The sequence below is a fragment of the Sorangium sp. So ce381 genome (assembly GCF_051473845.1).
Classification (GTDB): domain Bacteria; phylum Myxococcota_A; class Polyangia; order Polyangiales; family Polyangiaceae; genus Sorangium; species Sorangium atrum.
On sequence record NZ_CP150336.1, the window covers coordinates 12,877,052 to 12,895,260 of the forward strand.

An 18,209-nucleotide genomic window follows, 5' to 3' on the forward strand; every position below is an offset into this window, starting at 1 on the left:
CCTGGACGGCCGGTCCGCGTTTTCAGGTCACTCCGCCGGGGCGATCGTCAGCGTGAACGGCCCCGAGGAGGCGGCGTTGTAGCTGTCGACGAAGATGTCGATCGGCTGGCCTGCCGTCGCCTCCACCGTGATCGACTCGGGCCAGTCGGACTCGAAGAGATCATCCGCGCACGCGATCTCGCTGCTCTCGGCTGCGCAGTCGCTGCGCGCGTAGAGGACGATATCGGAGTGGCCCTCCGGCGTCGCGGTGATCGTCAGATTGCCGCTCGTCTCCGGGGTATACCGGTACACGAGCTCCCCGCCTTCGCCGCCGCACGACGCCGTGACGCCCTGCGTGCCCTCGGAGGTGTCGCCCACCGTCGTCGCTTCCGTGAGCGTCGCCGCGGCCGCGCACAGGGGCCCCAGGTTCACCCGGCACCCGTTGCTGCACAGGTTGTCAGCCACGGTGTCTCCGTCGTCGCACTCCTCCGTGCCGACGCGCGCTCCGTCCCCGCAGATCTCCTCCGCGAAGGACACATCGAGCGTATACGACGCGTCCATCCCGTTCTTGCCCTCGATGAAGATGAAATAGGTCTGACCGGCGTCGGTGAGGAGCTCGAGGGGGGCGTCTTGCGGTCCGAACGCAGGGACGCAGCCGAGCAGCGTCGTCTCGTCGTCGCAGCTCTCCCGGATGTACCAGTCGAAGTCGGCCTCCGTCGCCGTCGCCGTCGCGGCGATCTGGACCGCGCCCTTGGCCGGCGCGACGAACCGGAAGACCCGCTCTCGCATGCCCGTGCCCGTGACGGACGTGGTGAGACCAGGGCAGAGCGCGGCGAACAGGTTGGTGCCGGCCTCCGTCGTGCCGGTGAACCTCCCGCCCTCCGAGACGTCGATGGCCTCCGCGCACGCCGCGGCGACGCTCTCGACGCACGCTGCCGTCGTCGAGCAGTCCCGCTCCTCGCAGTCCTGCAGGCCGTCCTTGTCCTCGTCCTCGCCGCTGTCGCAGATCTCACCCTCCGCGACGCAGAACGCGGTGTCCTCGTCGCAGGCGCTCTTGCACTGCGCGTCGTCGTCGCAGCCGCCAAAGCACATCGTCCACCCGTCGTCGGTCACGTCGACGCACGTATGCCCCGCCCTCCCGCAGTCGGACGTCTCTTCACAGGACTTGAGGCAGAGAGAGAAGCTGCCCTGCGGTAGACACTCGGAACCCTCTCCGCAGGGCAAGAGCTCCGTATCGCAGAGCCTTGTGCAGTAGCCGCCCGCCCAGCCGAAATCCTCCTCGGTCAAGCAGAGCCCGCCGTGGCAGTCCTCGTTGACCGTGCAAGCCTCGCCGTCCGCTTTCCCCTCCGGCCCGACGCCCTCGCCGTCGTCACCGCCGTCACCGCCCTGGCCGCCCTCGCCGGACGCCACCTCCACCGGCTCGATCTCTTCGTCGTCACCGCACGCGGCGAATGCGAGAGACATCGCTGTGACCGCTGACAGGGGGAGAGCAAGTCGCATGTTGTTTCTCCTGAAATAGAGGTACAGCGCTCGTATCACGGAACGCAGCAAAACCTGCCACAACAGTAAAAATAGACTGGGCTGACTGGAATTGTTACGTCCGGGGCGAAATGTGATGGTAAGAAAAGAACCCTTACAATCGTTCAATGCTGAGACCGTGGCGTTTCAAAAACGAAACCCGTAGGGGACGTCCTTGACGCATGGCCGCAATTCGGGGTGCGTCTTAGGGTTCCTCCGGATGGCACGGTCAGTGCTTCATGGGATGCAGCGCCGCCGGCGCGGCCTTCGCCCCCCTGAGGCCCCGGCGGCGCTGTCTTTTTGTCGGTCGTCGTCGCCACGCCTGAGCCCACTGGCTCGCTGCGCCGCGCCGGGCGCGATGGACAGGTGGCACGCGGGGATCGAGCGCAGATCGCCGTAGCGTTGTATCGTCCCGCCGCCCCATGGCGACGAAGCTCATCGCTCCCTCGAGTCACCCCCCGAATCAGAAGTTCGAGTGCCGCGACTGCCCAGCTCGGTGCTGCCGGATGCCCTGGAACATCCGCTTCGGCGGCGACGAAGCCAGGCGGTACCTCGCCGAGCCCTGGGTGCGCGAGCGCGTCGGGGAAGAAGGGGCCCTCGTCATCGGGCGCGGCGTGCTGCCCGTGCGGGAGCGGGATCGCCAGCTCCAGTGCGTCTTCCTCGACGACGACATGCTCTGCAGCATGCAGAAGCGGTTCGGCCACGAGTACATCCCGAAATCGTGCCAGGCGTTCCCGTTCGGGTTCGTGCGAGACGAGAAGGATGTCGTCGTCGCGCAGCTCTCCCAGCTGTGCCCGTCGATCCGCGACAACTACGGCAAGCCCGTGGACCGCCAGCTCAAGGCGAAGCTCCAGCAGCGAGGCGACACGGAACGGATGTCGACGGCGCTGGCGACGCTGAGCGGCGTGATCCTCGCGCAGCCGCTTTATCTGCGCGCGGCGAGGCACTGGGAAGAGCGGCTCGCGACCGGCGCGTCGCCGGCGTCGACGCTGGCGGAGCTCTACGACTGGACGGCGGCCTTCGAGCGCGCGCTCCCCCAGGGCCAGGGGCGCGCGACGGACGCCTCGGTCGACGCCGCCCTCGGGCAGGCCGGCAAAGAGGAGCCCGAGCCGCTCGCGCCCCGCAAGAAGCCCTCTTTCTATGCGCGGGTGTTGTTCGCCTATCTCCTCGGCAACCTCTGCTATCCGTCGCGGGTCCGCGAGTCCCACCGGGTCGAGAAGGCCTCCTGGACGGAGCTCCAGGCGCTGCGCAGCTTCGGGAACAAGGCCGCCTGGATGCTCGGGCGAGGCACCGTCGATATGCTGTTCGTCCCGAGGCCGTTCAAGCTCCAGCGGGTGAGCACGGTCGACCGCTTCCTCGCCGGCGACGAGGGGACCCTCGTCAAGGACTACCTGCGCCTCGTGCTCCAGCGCCGGCACATCTTCTCGGCGCCGAGGCACCTCCTGGCGGCCGTGCTCGACCTATCGCTCGCCACCGTCGTGATCTCGCGCTTCGCCCGCTGCCGCGCCGCGGCGGACGGCAGGGTCAAGGTCTCCCCGGAGGACGTGCGGGAGGGCATCAGCGTCGCCGAGCTCGTCCTCCTGAGCCACGCGGCCCTCTCGGAGCAAGGCACGCTCATGAAGAACCTGCGCTGGCTCCTGCTCACGAAGCGCGAGAGCTTTCGCGCCCTCCTTGCGACCGAGGCGTAAAGCGGACCCGCGCCCCGCTTTGGTCCCCTCGTCCGCAGGGTTGGGTGCGCTACCGGGACAGGCCTTTAGCACCTCGCGTCAACGTCAGGCCGGGCTCGCCTAACCGCCGGCCGCGACTATTCTCGCGCCCACCGGGCCCAGCTGGCCCATGGAGGCACGCGCATGATCGTCATGAAGTTCGGCGGCAGCTCGGTCGAGAGCCGCGCGCAGATCGAGAAGGTTCTTCACATCGTCAGAGCCCGCCTGGCCCGCCGCCCCGTCGTGGTGAGCTCCGCTCACAAGGGCATGACCGACGCGCTGATCAACGCCGCCAAGGCCGCCGCCACGGGGCGGTTCGATCCCTCCGTCCCGGTGAACAAGCAGCGCGCGGTCGCCGAGTCGCTCGGCTGCGCGCCCGAGCTCCTCGCGCCCTTCTACGAGGAGATCGCCGATCTGCTGCGCGGCATCAGCCTCGTCAAGGAGCTCAGCCCGAGGAGCCTCGACTACATCGCGAGCTTCGGAGAGCGCATGGCCGTGCGGTGCATCGCGGACTTCTTCGCGAGGAGCGGCGTGCCGGCCCGCGCTTACGACGTCTGGGACCTCGGCTTCGTCACCGACGCGAACTTCGGCCGCGCGCGCCCGCTGCCCGGCTTCGACGCACGCATCAAGGCCATGTTCGCCGAGCGCGTCCCCGAGGGGATCGTGCCGATCGTCACCGGCTTCGTCGGCCGCAACGAGGCCGGCGAGATTACGACCGTCGGCCGCAACGGGAGCGACCTGACGGCCACGCTGGTCGCGGCGGGGCTCGGCGCCGAGGAGGCGCAGATCTGGAGCGACACCGACGGCGTGATGACCGCCGACCCGAGCGTCGTGAAGACGGCCCGGAACATCCCCACGATGCGCTTCGAAGAGGCCGCGGAGCTCGCGTTCTTCGGCTCCCGCGTCCTGCACCCCTCCACGCTGCTGCCCGCCATGGAGAAGGGCATCCCGGTGCGGGTGCTCAACACGAACCGGCCGGATCATCCCGGCACGGTCATCGACTTCAACACCGACGCCGCGTCCCCGGCCGTGACGAGCATCGCGTACCGCGAGCGGCAGGTCGTGCTCAAGATCAGCTCGACCCGGATGTTCGGCGAGGTCGGCTTCCTCGCGCAGGTGCTCGCGGCGCTCGCCCGGCACGAGGTCGTGATCGACGTGATCACCACGTCCGAGGTCTCGGTCTCGATGACCACCGACGACCTCGGGAAGCTCAGCCGCGCGCTCCCCGAGCTCGAGCAGTTCGGCGCCTGCGAGGTCCTGCCCAACCGGACGACCCTCGTGATCGTCGGCCAGGGCATGCCCAGGCAGAAGGGCGTCGCCGCGCAGGTGCTCGAGGCGATGGCCCAGGCCGGCGTCAACGTCGAGATGCTCAGCTACGCCACGGGCAGCGTCAACCTGTCGATGGTCATCGAGGACGCGCACGTCGCCTCGGCGGTCGGCGTTCTGCACCACTCCCTCTTCGAGAAGGCGCGGTGACGCACCTGGCGCGCCGAACAGACTGAACCTCGAGAAACAGGAGAGATTTCACAGGGAGGCGGGGAGACGGGGAGATTTTTGTTTTTCTTTCTCTTCCTCCTCGCCTCCCCGTCTCCCTGTTGTTTTCTCTCGGATCCTCGACGTGATCGGTGTTCCTGCCGGGTGACGCGACGTTGACACGCGTGACGCGACGCGGGCGCCGCAGTAGGCGTAGGCCTCGGTCGGACCAGGCGTCCGGCCCCGGGGAGACCATGGCAGCGGCACACCTCGACGGCAGCGCGACGATCCCGCGCGAAAGCACGACCGACATCCTGCGGAGGATCGAGGCCGCGCACGGCACGTACGCCACGCGCACCGCGCTCGCGTTCGACGCGGACGGCACCCTCTGGGAGGGGGACGTGGGCGTCGACCTCTTCGAGGCGTTCCTCGCGGGGCGCTTCGCGCGGCCCGAGGCGGAGGCGGCGCTGCGCCGCGAGGCCGAGGCGTTCGCCGTGGCCGCGGAGGGCGGCGCGCACGAGATCGCGAGCGCGCTCTACGCGGCGTTCAACGCCGAGCGCTACCCTGAGGACAGGGCGTTCGCGATGATGGCCTGGGCCTTCGCGGGGTGGCGCGAGGACGAGCTCGCGGCGCTCGTCGACCGCGTGCTCGAGGAGAAGGGCCACGCCGGGCGGATCCGGCCGGCGCTGCTGCCGATCCTCGACTGGGCGCGCTCGCGCGGCGTCCCGGTGTACGTCGTCTCGGCGTCGCCGCGCGCCGTGATCGAGCGCGCCGTCGCGCGCCTCGGCGTCGCGCCCGAGCGCATCGCCGCGATGACCCCGGCCGTCCGCGAAGGCCGGCTCGCCCCCGAGCTCGGCGCGCCCGCGACCTACGGCGAGGGGAAGACCCGCGCCCTCGAGCGCATCTTCCCCGAGCTCGCGGTGCTCGCGGCCTTCGGCGACAGCGCCTACGACGCCGCCCTGCTCCGGGCGGCCCGGGTGCCCGTCGCGGTCTCGCCGAGCCCCAAGCTGCTCGCGGTCGCCGGCTCGATCCCCGGGCTCGTCCTGCTCGCCACCTGAGCTCTTGCCATGGCCACCCTCTCGCTCCGAGGCCTGACCCGCCGGTTCCCGAGCGCCGGGCGCCCCGCGCTCGCCGGCCTGGATCTCGACGTCGACGACGGCGAGCTGCTCGTCCTCGTCGGCCCCTCGGGCTGCGGCAAATCGACGGCGCTCCGGCTGATCGCGGGCCTCGACAGCCCCGACGGCGGCACGGTCTCGATCGGCGGGCGCGACGTCAGCCGCGTCGCGCCGGAGGACCGCGACGTGGCCATGGTCTTCCAGGGCTACGCGCTCTACCCGCACATGACCGCGCGCGACATCATGGGCTTCCCGCTCAGGATGCGCGGGGTCGCGCGGGAGGAGCGGGCGCGCCGCGTCGAGGAGGCGGCGGCGCTGCTCGCGATCGGCCACCTGCTCGATCGGCGCCCCGGCGAGCTCTCGGGAGGCGAGCGCCAGCGCGTCGCCATGGGGCGCGCGATCGTGCGCGCCCCCGCGGCGTTCCTCTTCGACGAGCCGCTCTCGAACCTCGACGCCGCGCTGCGCGCCGAGCTCCGGGTCGAGCTCGCGGCGCTCGTGCGCCGCCTCGGCACGACGTCGGTCTACGTGACCCACGACCAGGTCGAGGCCATGACCATGGGCGACCGCATCGCCGTGCTCCGCGCCGGCGAGCTCCAGCAGGTCGGCCCGCCGCGCGCCATCTACGAGGCGCCGGCGAACACCTTCGTGGCCGGGTTCCTGGGCACGCCGGCGATCAACCTCCTCCCGCTCGAGCGCTCCGGCGAGCGCTACGAGGGCGCGGCGCTCTCGCTGCCCGCCCCGCCGGGGGTGGCGCTCCCCGACCGGGCCATCGCCGGCGTGCGGCCCGAGCACCTGCGCGTCGCGCCGGGGCGCGGATCGCACGACGATGCGGGAGCGCGCGGCGACGCCGGGGCGCAGGGCGAGGTGGAGGTCGAGGCGCGCGTCGTCGTGGCCGAGCCGCTCGGCGCCGAGACGTTCCTGTACCTCGACGCGGGCGGGACACGGCTGCGCGCGCGGGCGCACGGCTTCGCGACGCCCGCGCCGGGCGAGGCGGTGCGCGCGCGGCTCGATCCGCGCGACGTGCTCTGGTTCGACGCCGGCTCCGGCGCCCGGATCGCCCCGCCGCGGGCGGTGTCATGAACGGGGAAGGCCGCGCCGTGCGCTCGCGGCGCGATGCGCTCCGGGCGCTCGCCGCGTCGCTCGCCGCGGCCGCGGCGGGATCGATCGGCTGCGCGCGGCGCGCGCGCGTCGTCGACGGGCGCATCGAGGGCTCGCTGTGGTTCGCCTACGGCGGCAAGAACCGCGAGGTGCTCCTGTCGCTGGTCGACCAGTTCCACCGCGAGCAGGGCCGCTACCGCATCGACGCCGTGTACCAGGGCGACTACTTCGAGGCGCTCGCCAAGCTGCGGACCGCGCTCGCGGCGGGCGCGGCGCCCGCCCTGACGCACGTGGTCGGCGAGGTGGTGCCCTACCTGGCCGAGGCGGGCGTGCTCGAGCCGCTCGATCGGTTCCTCGCCGGCGCCCCGGGCGGCGATCTCGACGTGGTCGAGGCCCTCGGCCAGTCGGGGACGTTCGTGGGCGGCGGCGAGCGCCCGCTCGTGTGCCTGCCGTTCAACCGATCGACGCCGATCGCCTACTACAACCGGAATGTGTTTCGCGAGCTCGGGCTGTCGCCGCCGACGACCTGGGACGAGCTGCGCGCGACGGCCGCGCGGCTCGTCGTGCGCGACGGCGCGGGCACGCGGCGGTGGGGCTTCGAGTGCCCGATCGACTGGTGGTTCTGGGCGGCGCTCGTCGGGCAAGCGGGCGGCGACGTCGTGGCCCCGGACGGCACGCCCACGCTCGGCGGGGAGGCGGGCGTGCGCGCCCTCCGGTTCTGGCAGACCCTCGTGCACGAGGACCGCACGATGAAGCCGCCGCCCGGGCGCGATTACAACGCGTGGCAGGTGACGAACACCGATTTCCTGGCAGGCCGGGTGGCGATGATCTGGACCTCGACCGCGTTCCTCCGGTACCTGGAGGACAACGCGAGCCAGGCGGGCGCCGGGAAGTTCGAGGTGGGCGCGGCCCCGCTGCCGCGCGATGCGCGCGCCTCGGTGCCCACGGGTGGGACGATGTTCGTGATGCCGCGGGGCGCCGCGCCGGCGGCGCAGGAGGCGGCGTTCGCGTTCCTGCGCTGGATGATGCAGCCGGAGCAGGCGAACTCGTTCGCGACGCGGACAGGCTACATCCCCGTCTCGCGCCGCGGCCTCGAGGTGCTCAGGCAGGATGGCTATTACGCCGCGCACCCGAACGACCGCGTCGCCGTGGACCAGCTCGCGCACGCCGCGCCCTGGCCCTGGTCTCCGGATCTGTTCCGCGTCCAGCGCGAGGCGGTGCAGCCCCGGCTCGAAGAGGCGGTGCTCGCCCCGCGCGACGCTGCCGAGACCCTCTCCGAGGCCGTCCGCGCGGCGCGCGAGCGATGAAGCCCAAACACCCTCTCTCGCCCTACCTGCTCCTCCTGCCCACCGCGGCCTTCCTGGCGGTGTTCTTCCTGATCCCGCTCCTGCTCGCGGCCAAGAACAGCTTCTTTACGTGGGACCTGCTCACGCCCCCGCGGTACGTCGGGCTCCGGAACTACGAGGTCCTCGTCGGGAGCGGCGAGCTCGCCGGCACGCTGCTCCGCACGCTCGGCTACAGCGCCGTCGTGGTGGCGCTCTCCGGCGCCCTGGGGCTCGCGCTGGCGGTGGCGCTCGATCGACCTGGGCCTGTCTATGCCTTCGTGCGAGGCGCTGTGTTCAGCGCCTATGTCGTGTCGTGGGTCGCCGTGGCGCTCCTCTGGATGTGGATCCTCGACGCCGAGGGGCTCTTCACCGCCGCGCTCCGCGGGCTCGGCCTGCCGACGATGAGCTGGCTCGGCGATCCTCGCTCGGCGCTGCTCGCGCTGGCCGCGGTGAGCGTCTGGAAGATCACCGGCTATGCCATGGTCATCTTCCTGGCCGGCCTCCAGGACATCCCCCGCGCGCTCCACGAAGCGGCCGCGCTCGACGGCGCCGGCCCGTGGCGGCGGTTCCGCCACGTGACATGGCCGCTGCTCCGCCCGAGCGCCGCCTTCGTCGCGACGACGAGCCTCATCCTCTCTTTTCAGGCGTTCGACGTGATCCGCGTGATGACGCAGGGAGGGCCGGTCAAAGCGACGACCCTCTTCGTCTACGCGATCTACGAGCACGTCTTCGTGAACCTGCGGGTGGGCCGGGCCAGCGCCATGATCTTGATCTTCTTCGTCTTTTTGCTCCTCCTGACGGTCCTGCAGCTCTGGGCGCTCCGCGCGGGCGCGCCGCGCGAGGGGAGGCGGCCGTCGTGACGGCGGGGCAGAGCGGCGGCGCCGGCGCGGGGCTCTTCAACTCGCGCTCGCGCCGCCTCGCCTCGGACGCCGTGCTCCTCGTGGTGGCGATCGTGTGGCTCGGGCCCTATGCGTGGATGACGATCACCTCGCTGAAGACGCTGCCCGAGATCACCCGCGCTCCGGCTTACCCCTTGCCGCAGGCCTTCCAGCTCGGCGCTTATCGCGAGGTGCTCCAGGCGGTGCCGGTGATGCGGTATTTCGTCAACACCGTGTTCATGGCGACGGCCATCGCGCTCTTGCAGATCGCCCTCGCGCTCCCGGCCGGTTATGCGCTCGCGAAGCTCAGGTTCGTGGGGCGGAGCGCCGCGTTCGTCCTGGTGCTCTCGTGCCTCCTCATCCCGGCGCAGGTGACGTTCGTGCCTGTCTTCACGATGCTCGGCTCGGTCGGCCTCGTGAACACGTTCGGGGCGCTGATCCTGCCCTTCGGGGTGAGCGCGCTCGGCACGTTCCTCGTGCGCCAGGCGCTGCTCTCGGTCCCTGACGAGATCATCGAGGCGGCGAGGATGGATGGGGCGGGCGAGCTCAGGATTGTCTACCTGATCCTCGGCCCGATGCTGCGGCCGACGCTCTCGGCGCTGTTCCTGTTCAGCTTCGTCTTTCACTACAACGATTACTTCTGGCCGCTCGTCATGACGACCGACGATCAGGTGCGCACGCTGCCGCTCGCGATCGCCCTTCTCCGCGAGCAGGGCACCGGCGTCCGCTGGCACCTCGTGATGGCCGGCAACGTGATCCTGAGCCTGCCTGTGCTCCTCGTGTTCGCGGCGGCGCAGCGGCAGATCCTGCGCGCGGTGACGGCGCGGATCTGAGCGGCGCGGGCGCCCGGGCAGAGCCGGCGCCGCAGGCCGTCGATCGAGCGGTCTACCGGCCGGCGTGTGCATCGGTGTGGCAGTGAGCGCCGGGCGCGATCGAGCCCTGCCATCGTCAGCTGTCGCTGGCTCCTGCGCTTCGCTCGGGCGGCGATCGACTGGAGGGCACGGCGCGCCGCGGCGTCGGCGGCAGAGCCGCGGCGTCGGCGGCAGAAGAGAGCGCTGCGCGGTTTGTTCTCGTCCGGACGCCCTCATTTCTGGCCCGGTCGTCGCACCGGCTCGCGCCGGCCACGGCAGCGTCGGCCACGGCAGCGCCGGCCAGGCGCTGCGGAAGGAGATCCACGATGACCACCACCGAGCCAATGATGCAGAAGCAGATGGTCCAGAAGGAAGAGGGCAGGCTCACGACGAAGATCGAGGAGAGGACCGGCAGGATTCCGTCCGGCGCTTATCTCGGGTTGGCGATCGGCTCGATGGCGGTCTCGGCCGGCTTCATGCTGGCGGGCAAGAAGCAGATCGCGAACTTCATCGGCCAGTGGGCGCCCTCTCTGCTCGTGATCGGCCTGTACAACAAGCTGGTCAAGCTCGAGCACGAGCTGGGATACGGCGACTACCGCTGACCGCGGCCTGCGGCGGACGGCGGCTCATCGCGATCTCGTTCCGCGAGCGCGTGACGAAGCCGCGCTCGTCGCGCTCGAACCTGGCACGGTCCAGGAGCCGCGGTCCGTCCGGCAGGATCGTATCCACCGGCGCCTCGCCCACCCAGCAGTGTGCTGTGATTCCGCTGCCCGGGGGCCGCTCGGTCACGAGCCTGCGGCGCGGGTCGGAGGCGCGATCCCGAGCCGCACGGGCGTGCCGAGCAGAGCCCAGCGGGACCGTCACCGCGCGGCGTGCATCCGCGAAGGCGACGCTCACTCCTTCTGGCCGGCGCGGACCGGCGCGCCGACGTCGCACGACGACATCGCCGTCACCGGCCCGCAGGAGTCTATGCCGGCCGCTTCGCGCTAGACCAAGTGGAGGGGCTCGGCTCGGCCGATGGACGCCGAACTCGATCCGCGGCGGCCCCCATCGCACCGTCAACCGCGGTGGCGGCCTGCCCAGGCTGTCTGTCGCGGTGGGTCGTGGCCGCGACACGCGGGCGACGTCGTGCCTTCCAGAGCGCACCGCCGTCCGTGCGCTCTCATGGCAGCGCGGACAGACAGCTGGCGCCAGCTGGTCGATACGCACTGGAGCCGCGCAGGTAGCTGCGCTCTGGACGGTACGACCCCCGGTCCGTGTAGTGTGCTCGTCTGGATTCTGTTTGACGTCGGATCCCTGATATCAGAAGAATCGCCCGCGTCGTCACGTCGCTCGTCCGTTTCGGAGAGGGGAGAAGGGGACGATGGGCACAGGAAGCCGGCGGATCCCATGGGTGGTCCTGGTCGTCCCCTCGCTCGTCGTCGTACCGACGCAAGGAGAGGCGTCCGAGCTCAGCGCCGGTGTGAGCCTCGGGTGGCTCCAGGCCGGTACCGTTCCGCGCCTCGCGGTGGGGCCGCATGCGGGCATATCGTGGCCCATCCAGCGAGACATCCTGTTCGCAGTGCACGACCTGTGCACGATCCTACCCCCGATCCAGGAGGACGGGCTCGGGGTCTACAATCAGACCTCGGTTGATATCGGGTACGCGTGGAAGGACGGCAACGTCAGCGCGGGGCCGTCTATCGCGCTCTACCTCCTGCCGGCGTGCGGCGTCACCTTGTGCGGCCGCGTCGGTGGCTTGGCCGTGGGCGGCCACGCGCAGACCAACGCGTACGTCGCCGGACCGCTGGGGGTGTCGGTGAGCGTCAACGTGGATTGGATCGGTCGGGGCAGTCTGGTGCTCCCGGGCTATGTGTCCGTCGTGTTCGTTGCTGGTCCTGTGCTTCGATGGAGTGAGAAATGAACGCGAGAAGATTTCTATTGTTGATCTTGGTCATCGCGGCTTGGGCGCTGGCGGCGTGCAACTGGACGTTCGGCGACTGCTATCCTGTCGAGGAAAGGACTTCGGGGGCAGGGGCCGGTCCAGGCTCGGAGCCCCGCCCCATCTTCACCTCCTCCGCGTCCGGTGACTTCGGGGCCGACCCGCAGGGGGGCGGCGAGCGCAAGATCGCCTGCAACGAGTCGGACCTCTGTTAGCGCCCAGCCTCAATAAGGCTTCAGGCCGACATCTCGCTCAAGCTCTTTGATGGAGGAGGGTACGCATCCCCGCACGAGGCATCGTCCACCGTGAGTGCAGGGGCGCCTCGTCGTGCCCGCCGGCTGCATTCCCGCGACCTATCTCAAATTCCCACGCCGTCTGCTCTTCCCTGCGCTTTTTTTTCAGATCATGGGGAACGCGGACGTTCGCGTCGCCGCCCCGGCTCGCCACGCCGAGATGCATTGCTTCGTCCCGACCGAAATTGTCATGCTCATCGTCGCTTTTCCCGCCGCCCACGGGTGTAGGAGCGGCCGCGGAGTGGGAGCGGAGCGTCGGCGCGGTGCCAGCCACAAAAGGCGACGAGGAGGCCCAGTCTTGGCGGACAACCTCCTCGTCGTGCTCCGGTTCGCGTGTCGAGGAATCGAAGCGGTCACAGTCTCGTCCACAGCGCGCTCGATATCAAGAGCTGGCAGCAGCAGTTGCCCACGGTCGAGGCCGTGCGCCCCGCTCGCTGCCCTGCGTGCGGAGCGGCGAGCCACCCCGTCGGGGGACCTCTTGGCCTCCACGGCCATGGCCTTCGCGAGCGGCAGGTGCGTGGCCCGGCCGGCCCGAACGCGCCCGCCGTTCTTCTCGTGCTCAAGCTGCGCCGTTACCGCTGCCTGCCCTGCGGGGCGGTGATCCTCGTCGGTCCACGCGAGCTGCTGCCGCGGCGGCACTACAGCGCCGCGGCGATCGGCTTCGCTCTTGCGCTCTACGGGCTCGTGCTGGCGACCGCCCGCGAGGTGCGCCGGCGGATCAGCCCGCAGACGATCCTGGGCGCCACGGCCTTCACCGGCTGGGCCACGCTCCGCCGCTGGACGCGCGCCGTCGCGCATCGACGCCTCTTTGCCGCACTGCCGTCGTCTGATCCCAGCGCGATGCTGCGCCGCGTGGCAGCGAGCGCGGCGGCCTCGCTCGCCGCCTACGCGGATCCGACCTCCCGGGGCGAAGCGCTGGAGCACCGAGCGTTCCTCGGCGCCGCGCACGCAGCGTGAGGGCGGCTGTCAGCGACGAGCCCAGAGAACAAGGCCCACCTGAGAGGATCCCTCCCTCGACGAGCCTCGGTGGCGCACAAGGGCCCCGCGCCGCAGGGCGCAGAAAGGACCCTTCGATATGGATCTCGGACCTGCCGATCACGCCGAGGCCGTCGCGATCTTTCGCGCTTCGGTCATCGGCCCCGTCATGCACCGCGAGCTCGGCCGCGGACGGCTCGCCACCGAGCTGCGCGCCTTGAGCGCCCAGCGCTTCCGGCCGCCGGGCGCCGACAGCACACGCACCTATTCGGTCCCCACGCTCGAGCGCTGGCTGTATGCGTACCGCGCCGCAGGCCTCGCCGGCCTTCGTCCCGAGCCGCGCTCCGATCGCGGCTTCGCGCAGGAGCTGCGCGCCGAGCTGCGCGAGCTCTTGCTCGACATCCGGCGCGAGCATCCCGCCGCCTCGGTGTCGCTCATCCTGAGCGCGCTCGTCGACGAGGGGCGCATCGATCCGGGCCAGGTCTCGGCGCCGACCGTGCGACGGTTGTATGCGGCGGCGGGTCTGTCGCGTCGGGCGGCGCGCTCGGAGCAACAGCCCAAGACACGGCTGCGCTGGCAGGCCGAGCGGCCCGGAGCGCTCTGGCACGGTGACGTCTGCCACCTGCCGCAGTGCAACATGGGCGGTCGGACGGTGCCTGTCCGCATCCATGGCTTGCTCGACGATGCCTCTCGCTACGTCGTCGCGCTCGAGGCGCACTCGACCGAGAGGGAGGTCGACATGCTCGGGCTGCTCGTGGACGCGCTTCGCCGTCACGGCAAACCGGATGCCCTTTACCTGGACAATGGCTCCACCTACCGGGGCGAAGTCCTCCGGACGGCGTGCTCGCGACTCGGTATCACCCTGCTGCATGCGAAGCCCTATGACCCGCAGGCGCGCGGCAAGATGGAGCGCTTCTGGCGGACGTTGCGCGAGGGGTGCCTGAGCTTCCTCGGCGAGGTCGCGTCGCTCAAGGACATCGACGCACGGCTCAAGGCCTTCCTCGAACGGCGTTATCACGCGGCGCCGCACGCCGGGCTCATGGGCAAGAGCCCCGCGAAGCTGTACGCGCAAAAGCCCGCCGGCGAGGGCGCGGTCGAGGAGCGGGCGCTGCGCGCCGCGCTGACCGAGCGCAGCCGGCGGCGCGTGTCCAGCGACAATGTGATCTCCATCGACGGCGAAGCGTGGGAGCTCGACCAGGGCTACCTGGCTGGCCAGCTCGTCACGGTGGCTCATTGTCACGTCGCCCCGGACGCGACCCCGTGGGTCGAGCACGAGGGCAAGCGCCTGCCGCTCCGCCACCTCGATCCGGCGAAGAACGCGCGGCGCCGGCGGCCGCCACGCGGCGGTCCGCTCGCACAAGCGCCGAGCCGCCCCACCGACTTCGCTCCGACGAGGGCGCTGCTGCGGGCTGGAGGCGAAAGGCCGCAGGCCCCGGAGCCCGACGACAGCTCCGAGGGAGGTGCTCGATGAGCGAGTCCTTCGTCCGATGCTTCGGGCTCTCCGAGTCGCCCTTCTCCAAGGAGATCCCGGACAGCGATCTCTGGCTGCCGCCCTCGAAACATGAGCTCGTCGAGGAGCTGTGCGACGCGGTCCACGAGCGCTCCCAGGTGCTGCTCGTCGGCGAGCCGGGCGCCGGCAAGACGTGCGTGCTGCGCGCGCTGCGCCATCGCTTGCCGCAGGCCGGATTCCGCCTGACCTACTGCCACAACGCCACGCTCGGGCGCCGCGACTTCTACCGGCAGCTCTGCCAGGCCCTCGGCCTGACCCCTGCAGCGACCGCAGCCGCCGTCTTCTACGCGGTCAGCGCGCACGTCGAGAACCTCGGACGAGAGCGGATTCACCCGGTCTTCCTGCTCGACGAGGCCCATCTGCTTCATCAGGACACGTTGGACCATCTTCACATCTTGGCGAATTACGAATGGGACAGCCGCGCGCTGCTGAGTCTGATTCTGGTCGGGCTACCCGACCTCAAGGACCGGCTTGAGCTGCGCAAGAACCGCTCCCTGTACTCGCGGATCGACCGGCGCCTGTCGATCGGACCGATGACGGCGGATGATACGAGCGAGTATGTCCGCCTGCGGCTCGGCCGTGCCGGTTGCGATCGCGATCTCTTTACCTCCGAGGCGCTGACCTCGCTGCACGAGGCCGCCGGCTCGAGCCTGCGCGAGATCGACCGCGTGGCCACCGCCGCGCTGCGCGAGTCGGCTCGGCGGAAAAAGAAGCTCGTCGAGCGGGACGTCATGGCCCGGGTGATCGGCGACGTGAAGAGTGACGCCGACTGAACGGCGTCTACGCTCACGCGTGGCAGGCGCCGGCAGCCATCGCGCCGTCGGCGCCTACGGGTCATCCGCCGCGATGGCCATCGCGCGTTGAGGGCCCCCGCGCGCCGGAGATGGCCATCGCCCAGCGGCGCCGCCCGTGCACGCGGGTGATGGCCATCGCCCTCCTCGACCTCGCCCGCGCAGGCTCGTGATGGCCATCAACCAGACGGCGCGCAACGCCATCAATCAGCCTGAGCGTCAACAACCTCGAAGAGGAAGAGGAGAGACCGAGCGACAGCGACAGCGCGGAACGGCCGACAGGTAGCCCGACGAGCCCGCCAGACCCGTGCCCCGGAATCGGCGACATCCCCGGAGACGGAGCGACCTTCTTGAGCTGTAGCGATGCATGCAGCTCGAAGTGTCCACCTGGAATGGCACCATGGGTATACGGAGGTTTCGATCCGTCGGATTTTAATTTTGTTGTCATCATCAATGACCCGGGCACGGGTAAAGGCGGAGGGTGGCAAGAGGCCAAGGTAAACCTGGAGTTCAGGAGACTCACTATCCCGCATCCGATCAAGAGCTGGATCTGTAATTTTTCCATTGGCATGCCGCTCCGGACTGAGATTTATGGACAAATCGATGCTGACCGTGCAGCCAGCCTCAGCGAGGAGATCACGGAGGAGGTCGCAAACCGCATGGACTACGATCTCCCCCCGGGGATATTCTGCAGTAGATTCATCGACCAGACGCGGACGACGTTCATATCCAAGTACAAGGGGCTCGGCGCTAGGGTGACGAATCCATGATGACAAATCGCTCCGAGCTGCTCGACGTCGTTTACCGCTTTTACCCGCGAGGCGTGCATAACACCGATCGCATCTACGTGCCTCCCAACGAGCCCGTCTACAAGGACACGGAGGAGCACCGCCGCCTGGTGGAAGCCGCAAACCGCGGGCGAGCGGAGTACCCAAGGTGGAACGCCATGATCGACAGGCTGGGGGATCGATACGGCCTTCAAAACGAGTCTCTCCACCTGTTGTCCGGGGGGGCCGACCCGGCGTACTCGGCTCGCATCTGGCTCATCGACGAAACTGCGCTCAGCTTCCACGTGTCCCTGCTCGGGCCATACTATGGGATCCACCTCCCCGGTATCCCCGAGGAGGAGCCGGTGGCGCGCGAGGTCGCCCGGGAGATCGAGGCCACGTACCTGGGCTACCGGCCGATCCCGCCCGAGATCGGGAACGAACTGGTGCCGGATGTGGCGATGAACGTGGTGTTGATGGGTGAGGCGACGATCTACATGTGCCTCTTCTCGGAGGTGTGGACTTGGGTCGATCCGGTATAGCCCTTCCCCGGCGTCCGCCGTCCCGTGGCCGGGTTGGGCGTGTGGACGGCGAGGAGCTCGAGGCGAGCTCGGAGGCGCCCCTGCGGCCGCGCGCCCGTGGCGGTTGCGAGCCGGGGTGAAATCGTCGGCTCGCACCTCGGCAGGGGATGATCTCCTTCACGTAGAAGCGCGGCGCCACCAGGCGGCTATGTACAGTGCTGAAGTGAGGAATGTGATCGCAGGCGAGATGGAGAGGACGGGTCGTTTTGCGCTGCCACCTGGCATATTTTGCTCAGAATTTTTTACGAACGTGAAGAAGATGTTCGCGGAACAATACAAGAACCTTGGTGCAGTGGTCAACAAGTCATGAAGCACACGGTCGGTCAACTACTGGAAATCGTGTGCCGATATTTCCCCCGTGGGATCGGCGGTCCCGACCCGCACCAATTTTGGCAGGACGACTCACAGCGCGAACAGACGAAAGAACATGCCCGGCTCGTGGCTGCGCGGATCCAAGCATCCAAGGACGAACGCTGGCATGCCATGCGGCGTCGCATATCAGAGCGATTCCCTGACGTGCTACTCATGAATCGATCTCTCCACCTACCTGCCGGCGCCTGTGACGCATGTTATTCGTTCACAGTCGATCCACCGAACGCGCCTGACCGTCGAACGCTTTGGTTTCACGTGAGCTTTCTGGCCCCATACTATGTCGTTTACAGCTATCGCATGATCGATCTTGTCATGCCGCCTGCCGGCTTCGTGGTTCCGTACGGTATTAATTTCTCCATTTTACGAGGTGCTTTGGGGCCCGATCTCGTACTGAACCCGGATGATGAGAGGCTACATAGCGCGACCGTCACACGACGTGAGTTCACCTTCGATCTGGCGCCAGACGAACGACCTTACGCGACGTGGATTGCCCATGAGATCGAGTCGACCTTCGGTTGTCAGCCCATGCCACCGGAGGTCGGTACCACGCTCGTGCCGGACGTGGTGGTTAGCATGCGCGGCGCGACGCTGTACGATTGCCTTTTCACCATAGATAATCAGTGGGTGGAGCCGTCGCCGCCCGAGAGCGGGGCGGTCGTGACGCTCGACCCGAGTAGCCTGACAGAACGGTTCATTACAGTGCTTACCGTGCTCCGCGCGCACTACCAGATCGGAATGTTGCTCGATTTGCCCAGGATGATTCAGCAGATGCCGGAGCCATGCCGACAGTCGTTTGGGCTTTATTGGTCGGCATCTACAGACGGCTTCCTGCACAAGGACAAGATGCTGGAGGAGCTTGCGCGCATGCGTCCGCACGACGAATCGCCGAAGACTCTCCGCGCCATGGCGGCCAAGCGCGAGCTCGAAGCGCTGGTCGCTTCGTGGGACGGTGAAGGCGAGCCGCCGGCCGCCATGGTCGCTTGGGCTTCCAGCTTCCTGGCGAGCTGGCCCGTGGAGTCGGTCGCCGATCTCCGCGCCGATCCTCCCATGACGTGA

Annotated in this window: 17 protein-coding genes; 16 read left to right on the forward strand and 1 reads right to left on the reverse strand. The window is 69.3% G+C overall.

Annotated elements, in window-relative coordinates; all coding sequences use genetic code 11:
- Positions 1 to 27 precede the first annotated feature (27 nt).
- Positions 28 to 1,443: a hypothetical protein gene (locus tag WMF29_RS48440; protein ID WP_437326795.1), complete on the reverse strand. Its 1,416-nt coding sequence runs from the start codon at positions 1,441 to 1,443 to the stop codon at positions 28 to 30.
- 560 nt (positions 1,444 to 2,003) lie between these two features.
- Here WMF29_RS48440 and WMF29_RS48445 point away from each other — a divergent pair.
- The 16 genes from WMF29_RS48445 to WMF29_RS48520 all read left to right on the forward strand — a co-directional run bounded on the left by WMF29_RS48445 (position 2,004) and on the right by WMF29_RS48520 (position 18,209).
- Complete coding sequence (locus tag WMF29_RS48445) at positions 2,004 to 3,185, forward strand: YkgJ family cysteine cluster protein (protein ID WP_437326796.1); 1,182 nt, start codon at positions 2,004 to 2,006, stop codon at positions 3,183 to 3,185.
- Positions 3,186 to 3,347: 162 nt separating this feature from the next.
- Positions 3,348 to 4,679: an aspartate kinase gene (locus tag WMF29_RS48450; RefSeq protein WP_437326797.1), complete on the forward strand. Its 1,332-nt coding sequence runs from the start codon at positions 3,348 to 3,350 to the stop codon at positions 4,677 to 4,679.
- Between the two features lie 251 nt (positions 4,680 to 4,930).
- Positions 4,931 to 5,734 carry an HAD family hydrolase gene (locus tag WMF29_RS48455; RefSeq protein ID WP_437326798.1) on the forward strand — a complete coding sequence of 268 codons (804 nt, stop codon included), beginning with the start codon at positions 4,931 to 4,933 and terminating at the stop codon, positions 5,732 to 5,734.
- Between the two features lie 9 nt (positions 5,735 to 5,743).
- Positions 5,744 to 6,871 (forward strand): ABC transporter ATP-binding protein, encoded by a 1,128-nt coding sequence (locus WMF29_RS48460; protein WP_437326799.1) that lies wholly within the window; start codon positions 5,744 to 5,746, stop codon positions 6,869 to 6,871.
- Positions 6,868 to 8,196, forward strand: a complete 1,329-nt coding sequence (locus WMF29_RS48465; RefSeq protein WP_437326800.1) for an ABC transporter substrate-binding protein — start codon at positions 6,868 to 6,870, stop codon at positions 8,194 to 8,196. Before WMF29_RS48460 ends, WMF29_RS48465 begins: the two co-directional genes overlap by 4 nt.
- Positions 8,193 to 9,074, forward strand: coding sequence for a carbohydrate ABC transporter permease (locus WMF29_RS48470; RefSeq protein WP_437326801.1), 882 nt, complete (start codon positions 8,193 to 8,195; stop codon positions 9,072 to 9,074). Before WMF29_RS48465 ends, WMF29_RS48470 begins: the two co-directional genes overlap by 4 nt.
- On the forward strand, positions 9,071 to 9,925 hold the full coding sequence (locus tag WMF29_RS48475; RefSeq protein ID WP_437326802.1) for a carbohydrate ABC transporter permease: 855 nt from the start codon (positions 9,071 to 9,073) through the stop codon (positions 9,923 to 9,925). Before WMF29_RS48470 ends, WMF29_RS48475 begins: the two co-directional genes overlap by 4 nt.
- Positions 9,926 to 10,269: 344 nt before the next feature.
- The gene (locus WMF29_RS48480; RefSeq protein WP_437326803.1) at positions 10,270 to 10,545 is read left to right on the forward strand and encodes a hypothetical protein; all 276 of its coding nucleotides are present in this window, start codon (positions 10,270 to 10,272) and stop codon (positions 10,543 to 10,545) included.
- A 761-nt stretch (positions 10,546 to 11,306) separates the two neighbouring features.
- Positions 11,307 to 11,846: a hypothetical protein gene (locus WMF29_RS48485; RefSeq protein WP_437326804.1), complete on the forward strand. Its 540-nt coding sequence runs from the start codon at positions 11,307 to 11,309 to the stop codon at positions 11,844 to 11,846.
- Positions 11,843 to 12,079 carry a hypothetical protein gene (locus tag WMF29_RS48490; RefSeq protein ID WP_437326805.1) on the forward strand — a complete coding sequence of 79 codons (237 nt, stop codon included), beginning with the start codon at positions 11,843 to 11,845 and terminating at the stop codon, positions 12,077 to 12,079. Before WMF29_RS48485 ends, WMF29_RS48490 begins: the two co-directional genes overlap by 4 nt.
- A 411-nt stretch (positions 12,080 to 12,490) precedes the next feature.
- The gene (locus WMF29_RS48495) at positions 12,491 to 13,114 is read left to right on the forward strand and encodes a hypothetical protein (protein ID WP_437324084.1); all 624 of its coding nucleotides are present in this window, start codon (positions 12,491 to 12,493) and stop codon (positions 13,112 to 13,114) included.
- Positions 13,115 to 13,232: 118 nt separating this feature from the next.
- Positions 13,233 to 14,603 carry a DDE-type integrase/transposase/recombinase gene (locus tag WMF29_RS48500; RefSeq protein WP_437324083.1) on the forward strand — a complete coding sequence of 457 codons (1,371 nt, stop codon included), beginning with the start codon at positions 13,233 to 13,235 and terminating at the stop codon, positions 14,601 to 14,603.
- Positions 14,600 to 15,415: an ExeA family protein gene (locus WMF29_RS48505; RefSeq protein ID WP_437324082.1), complete on the forward strand. Its 816-nt coding sequence runs from the start codon at positions 14,600 to 14,602 to the stop codon at positions 15,413 to 15,415. Before WMF29_RS48500 ends, WMF29_RS48505 begins: the two co-directional genes overlap by 4 nt.
- Positions 15,416 to 15,783: 368 nt before the next feature.
- On the forward strand, positions 15,784 to 16,203 hold the full coding sequence (locus WMF29_RS48510) for a hypothetical protein (RefSeq protein ID WP_437326806.1): 420 nt from the start codon (positions 15,784 to 15,786) through the stop codon (positions 16,201 to 16,203).
- Positions 16,200 to 16,742, forward strand: a complete 543-nt coding sequence (locus WMF29_RS48515) for a hypothetical protein (protein WP_437326807.1) — start codon at positions 16,200 to 16,202, stop codon at positions 16,740 to 16,742. The genes WMF29_RS48510 and WMF29_RS48515 overlap by 4 nt, the downstream gene beginning before the upstream one ends.
- 345 nt (positions 16,743 to 17,087) lie before the next feature.
- A complete protein-coding gene (locus WMF29_RS48520) occupies positions 17,088 to 18,209 on the forward strand; it encodes a hypothetical protein (protein ID WP_437326808.1) in 1,122 nt (373 codons plus the stop codon).

Bases quoted from the DNA above. Each gene is read 5' to 3' on its own strand.
- WMF29_RS48490 (WP_437326805.1), top strand. From the start codon at position 11,843: ATGAACGCGAGAAGATTTCTATTGTTGATCTTGGTCATCGCGGCTTGG.
- WMF29_RS48515 (WP_437326807.1), top strand. From the start codon at position 16,200: ATGATGACAAATCGCTCCGAGCTGCTCGACGTCGTTTACCGCTTTTAC.
- WMF29_RS48480 (WP_437326803.1), top strand. From the start codon at position 10,270: ATGACCACCACCGAGCCAATGATGCAGAAGCAGATGGTCCAGAAGGAA.
- WMF29_RS48450 (WP_437326797.1), top strand. From the start codon at position 3,348: ATGATCGTCATGAAGTTCGGCGGCAGCTCGGTCGAGAGCCGCGCGCAG.
- WMF29_RS48460 (WP_437326799.1), top strand. From the start codon at position 5,744: ATGGCCACCCTCTCGCTCCGAGGCCTGACCCGCCGGTTCCCGAGCGCC.
- WMF29_RS48445 (WP_437326796.1), top strand. From the start codon at position 2,004: ATGCCCTGGAACATCCGCTTCGGCGGCGACGAAGCCAGGCGGTACCTC.
- WMF29_RS48440 (WP_437326795.1), bottom strand. From the start codon at position 1,443: ATGTCTCTCGCATTCGCCGCGTGCGGTGACGACGAAGAGATCGAGCCG.
- WMF29_RS48485 (WP_437326804.1), top strand. From the start codon at position 11,307: ATGGGCACAGGAAGCCGGCGGATCCCATGGGTGGTCCTGGTCGTCCCC.
- WMF29_RS48455 (WP_437326798.1), top strand. From the start codon at position 4,931: ATGGCAGCGGCACACCTCGACGGCAGCGCGACGATCCCGCGCGAAAGC.
- WMF29_RS48505 (WP_437324082.1), top strand. From the start codon at position 14,600: ATGAGCGAGTCCTTCGTCCGATGCTTCGGGCTCTCCGAGTCGCCCTTC.
- WMF29_RS48470 (WP_437326801.1), top strand. From the start codon at position 8,193: ATGAAGCCCAAACACCCTCTCTCGCCCTACCTGCTCCTCCTGCCCACC.
- WMF29_RS48500 (WP_437324083.1), top strand. From the start codon at position 13,233: ATGGATCTCGGACCTGCCGATCACGCCGAGGCCGTCGCGATCTTTCGC.
- WMF29_RS48520 (WP_437326808.1), top strand. From the start codon at position 17,088: ATGAAGCACACGGTCGGTCAACTACTGGAAATCGTGTGCCGATATTTC.
- WMF29_RS48465 (WP_437326800.1), top strand. From the start codon at position 6,868: ATGAACGGGGAAGGCCGCGCCGTGCGCTCGCGGCGCGATGCGCTCCGG.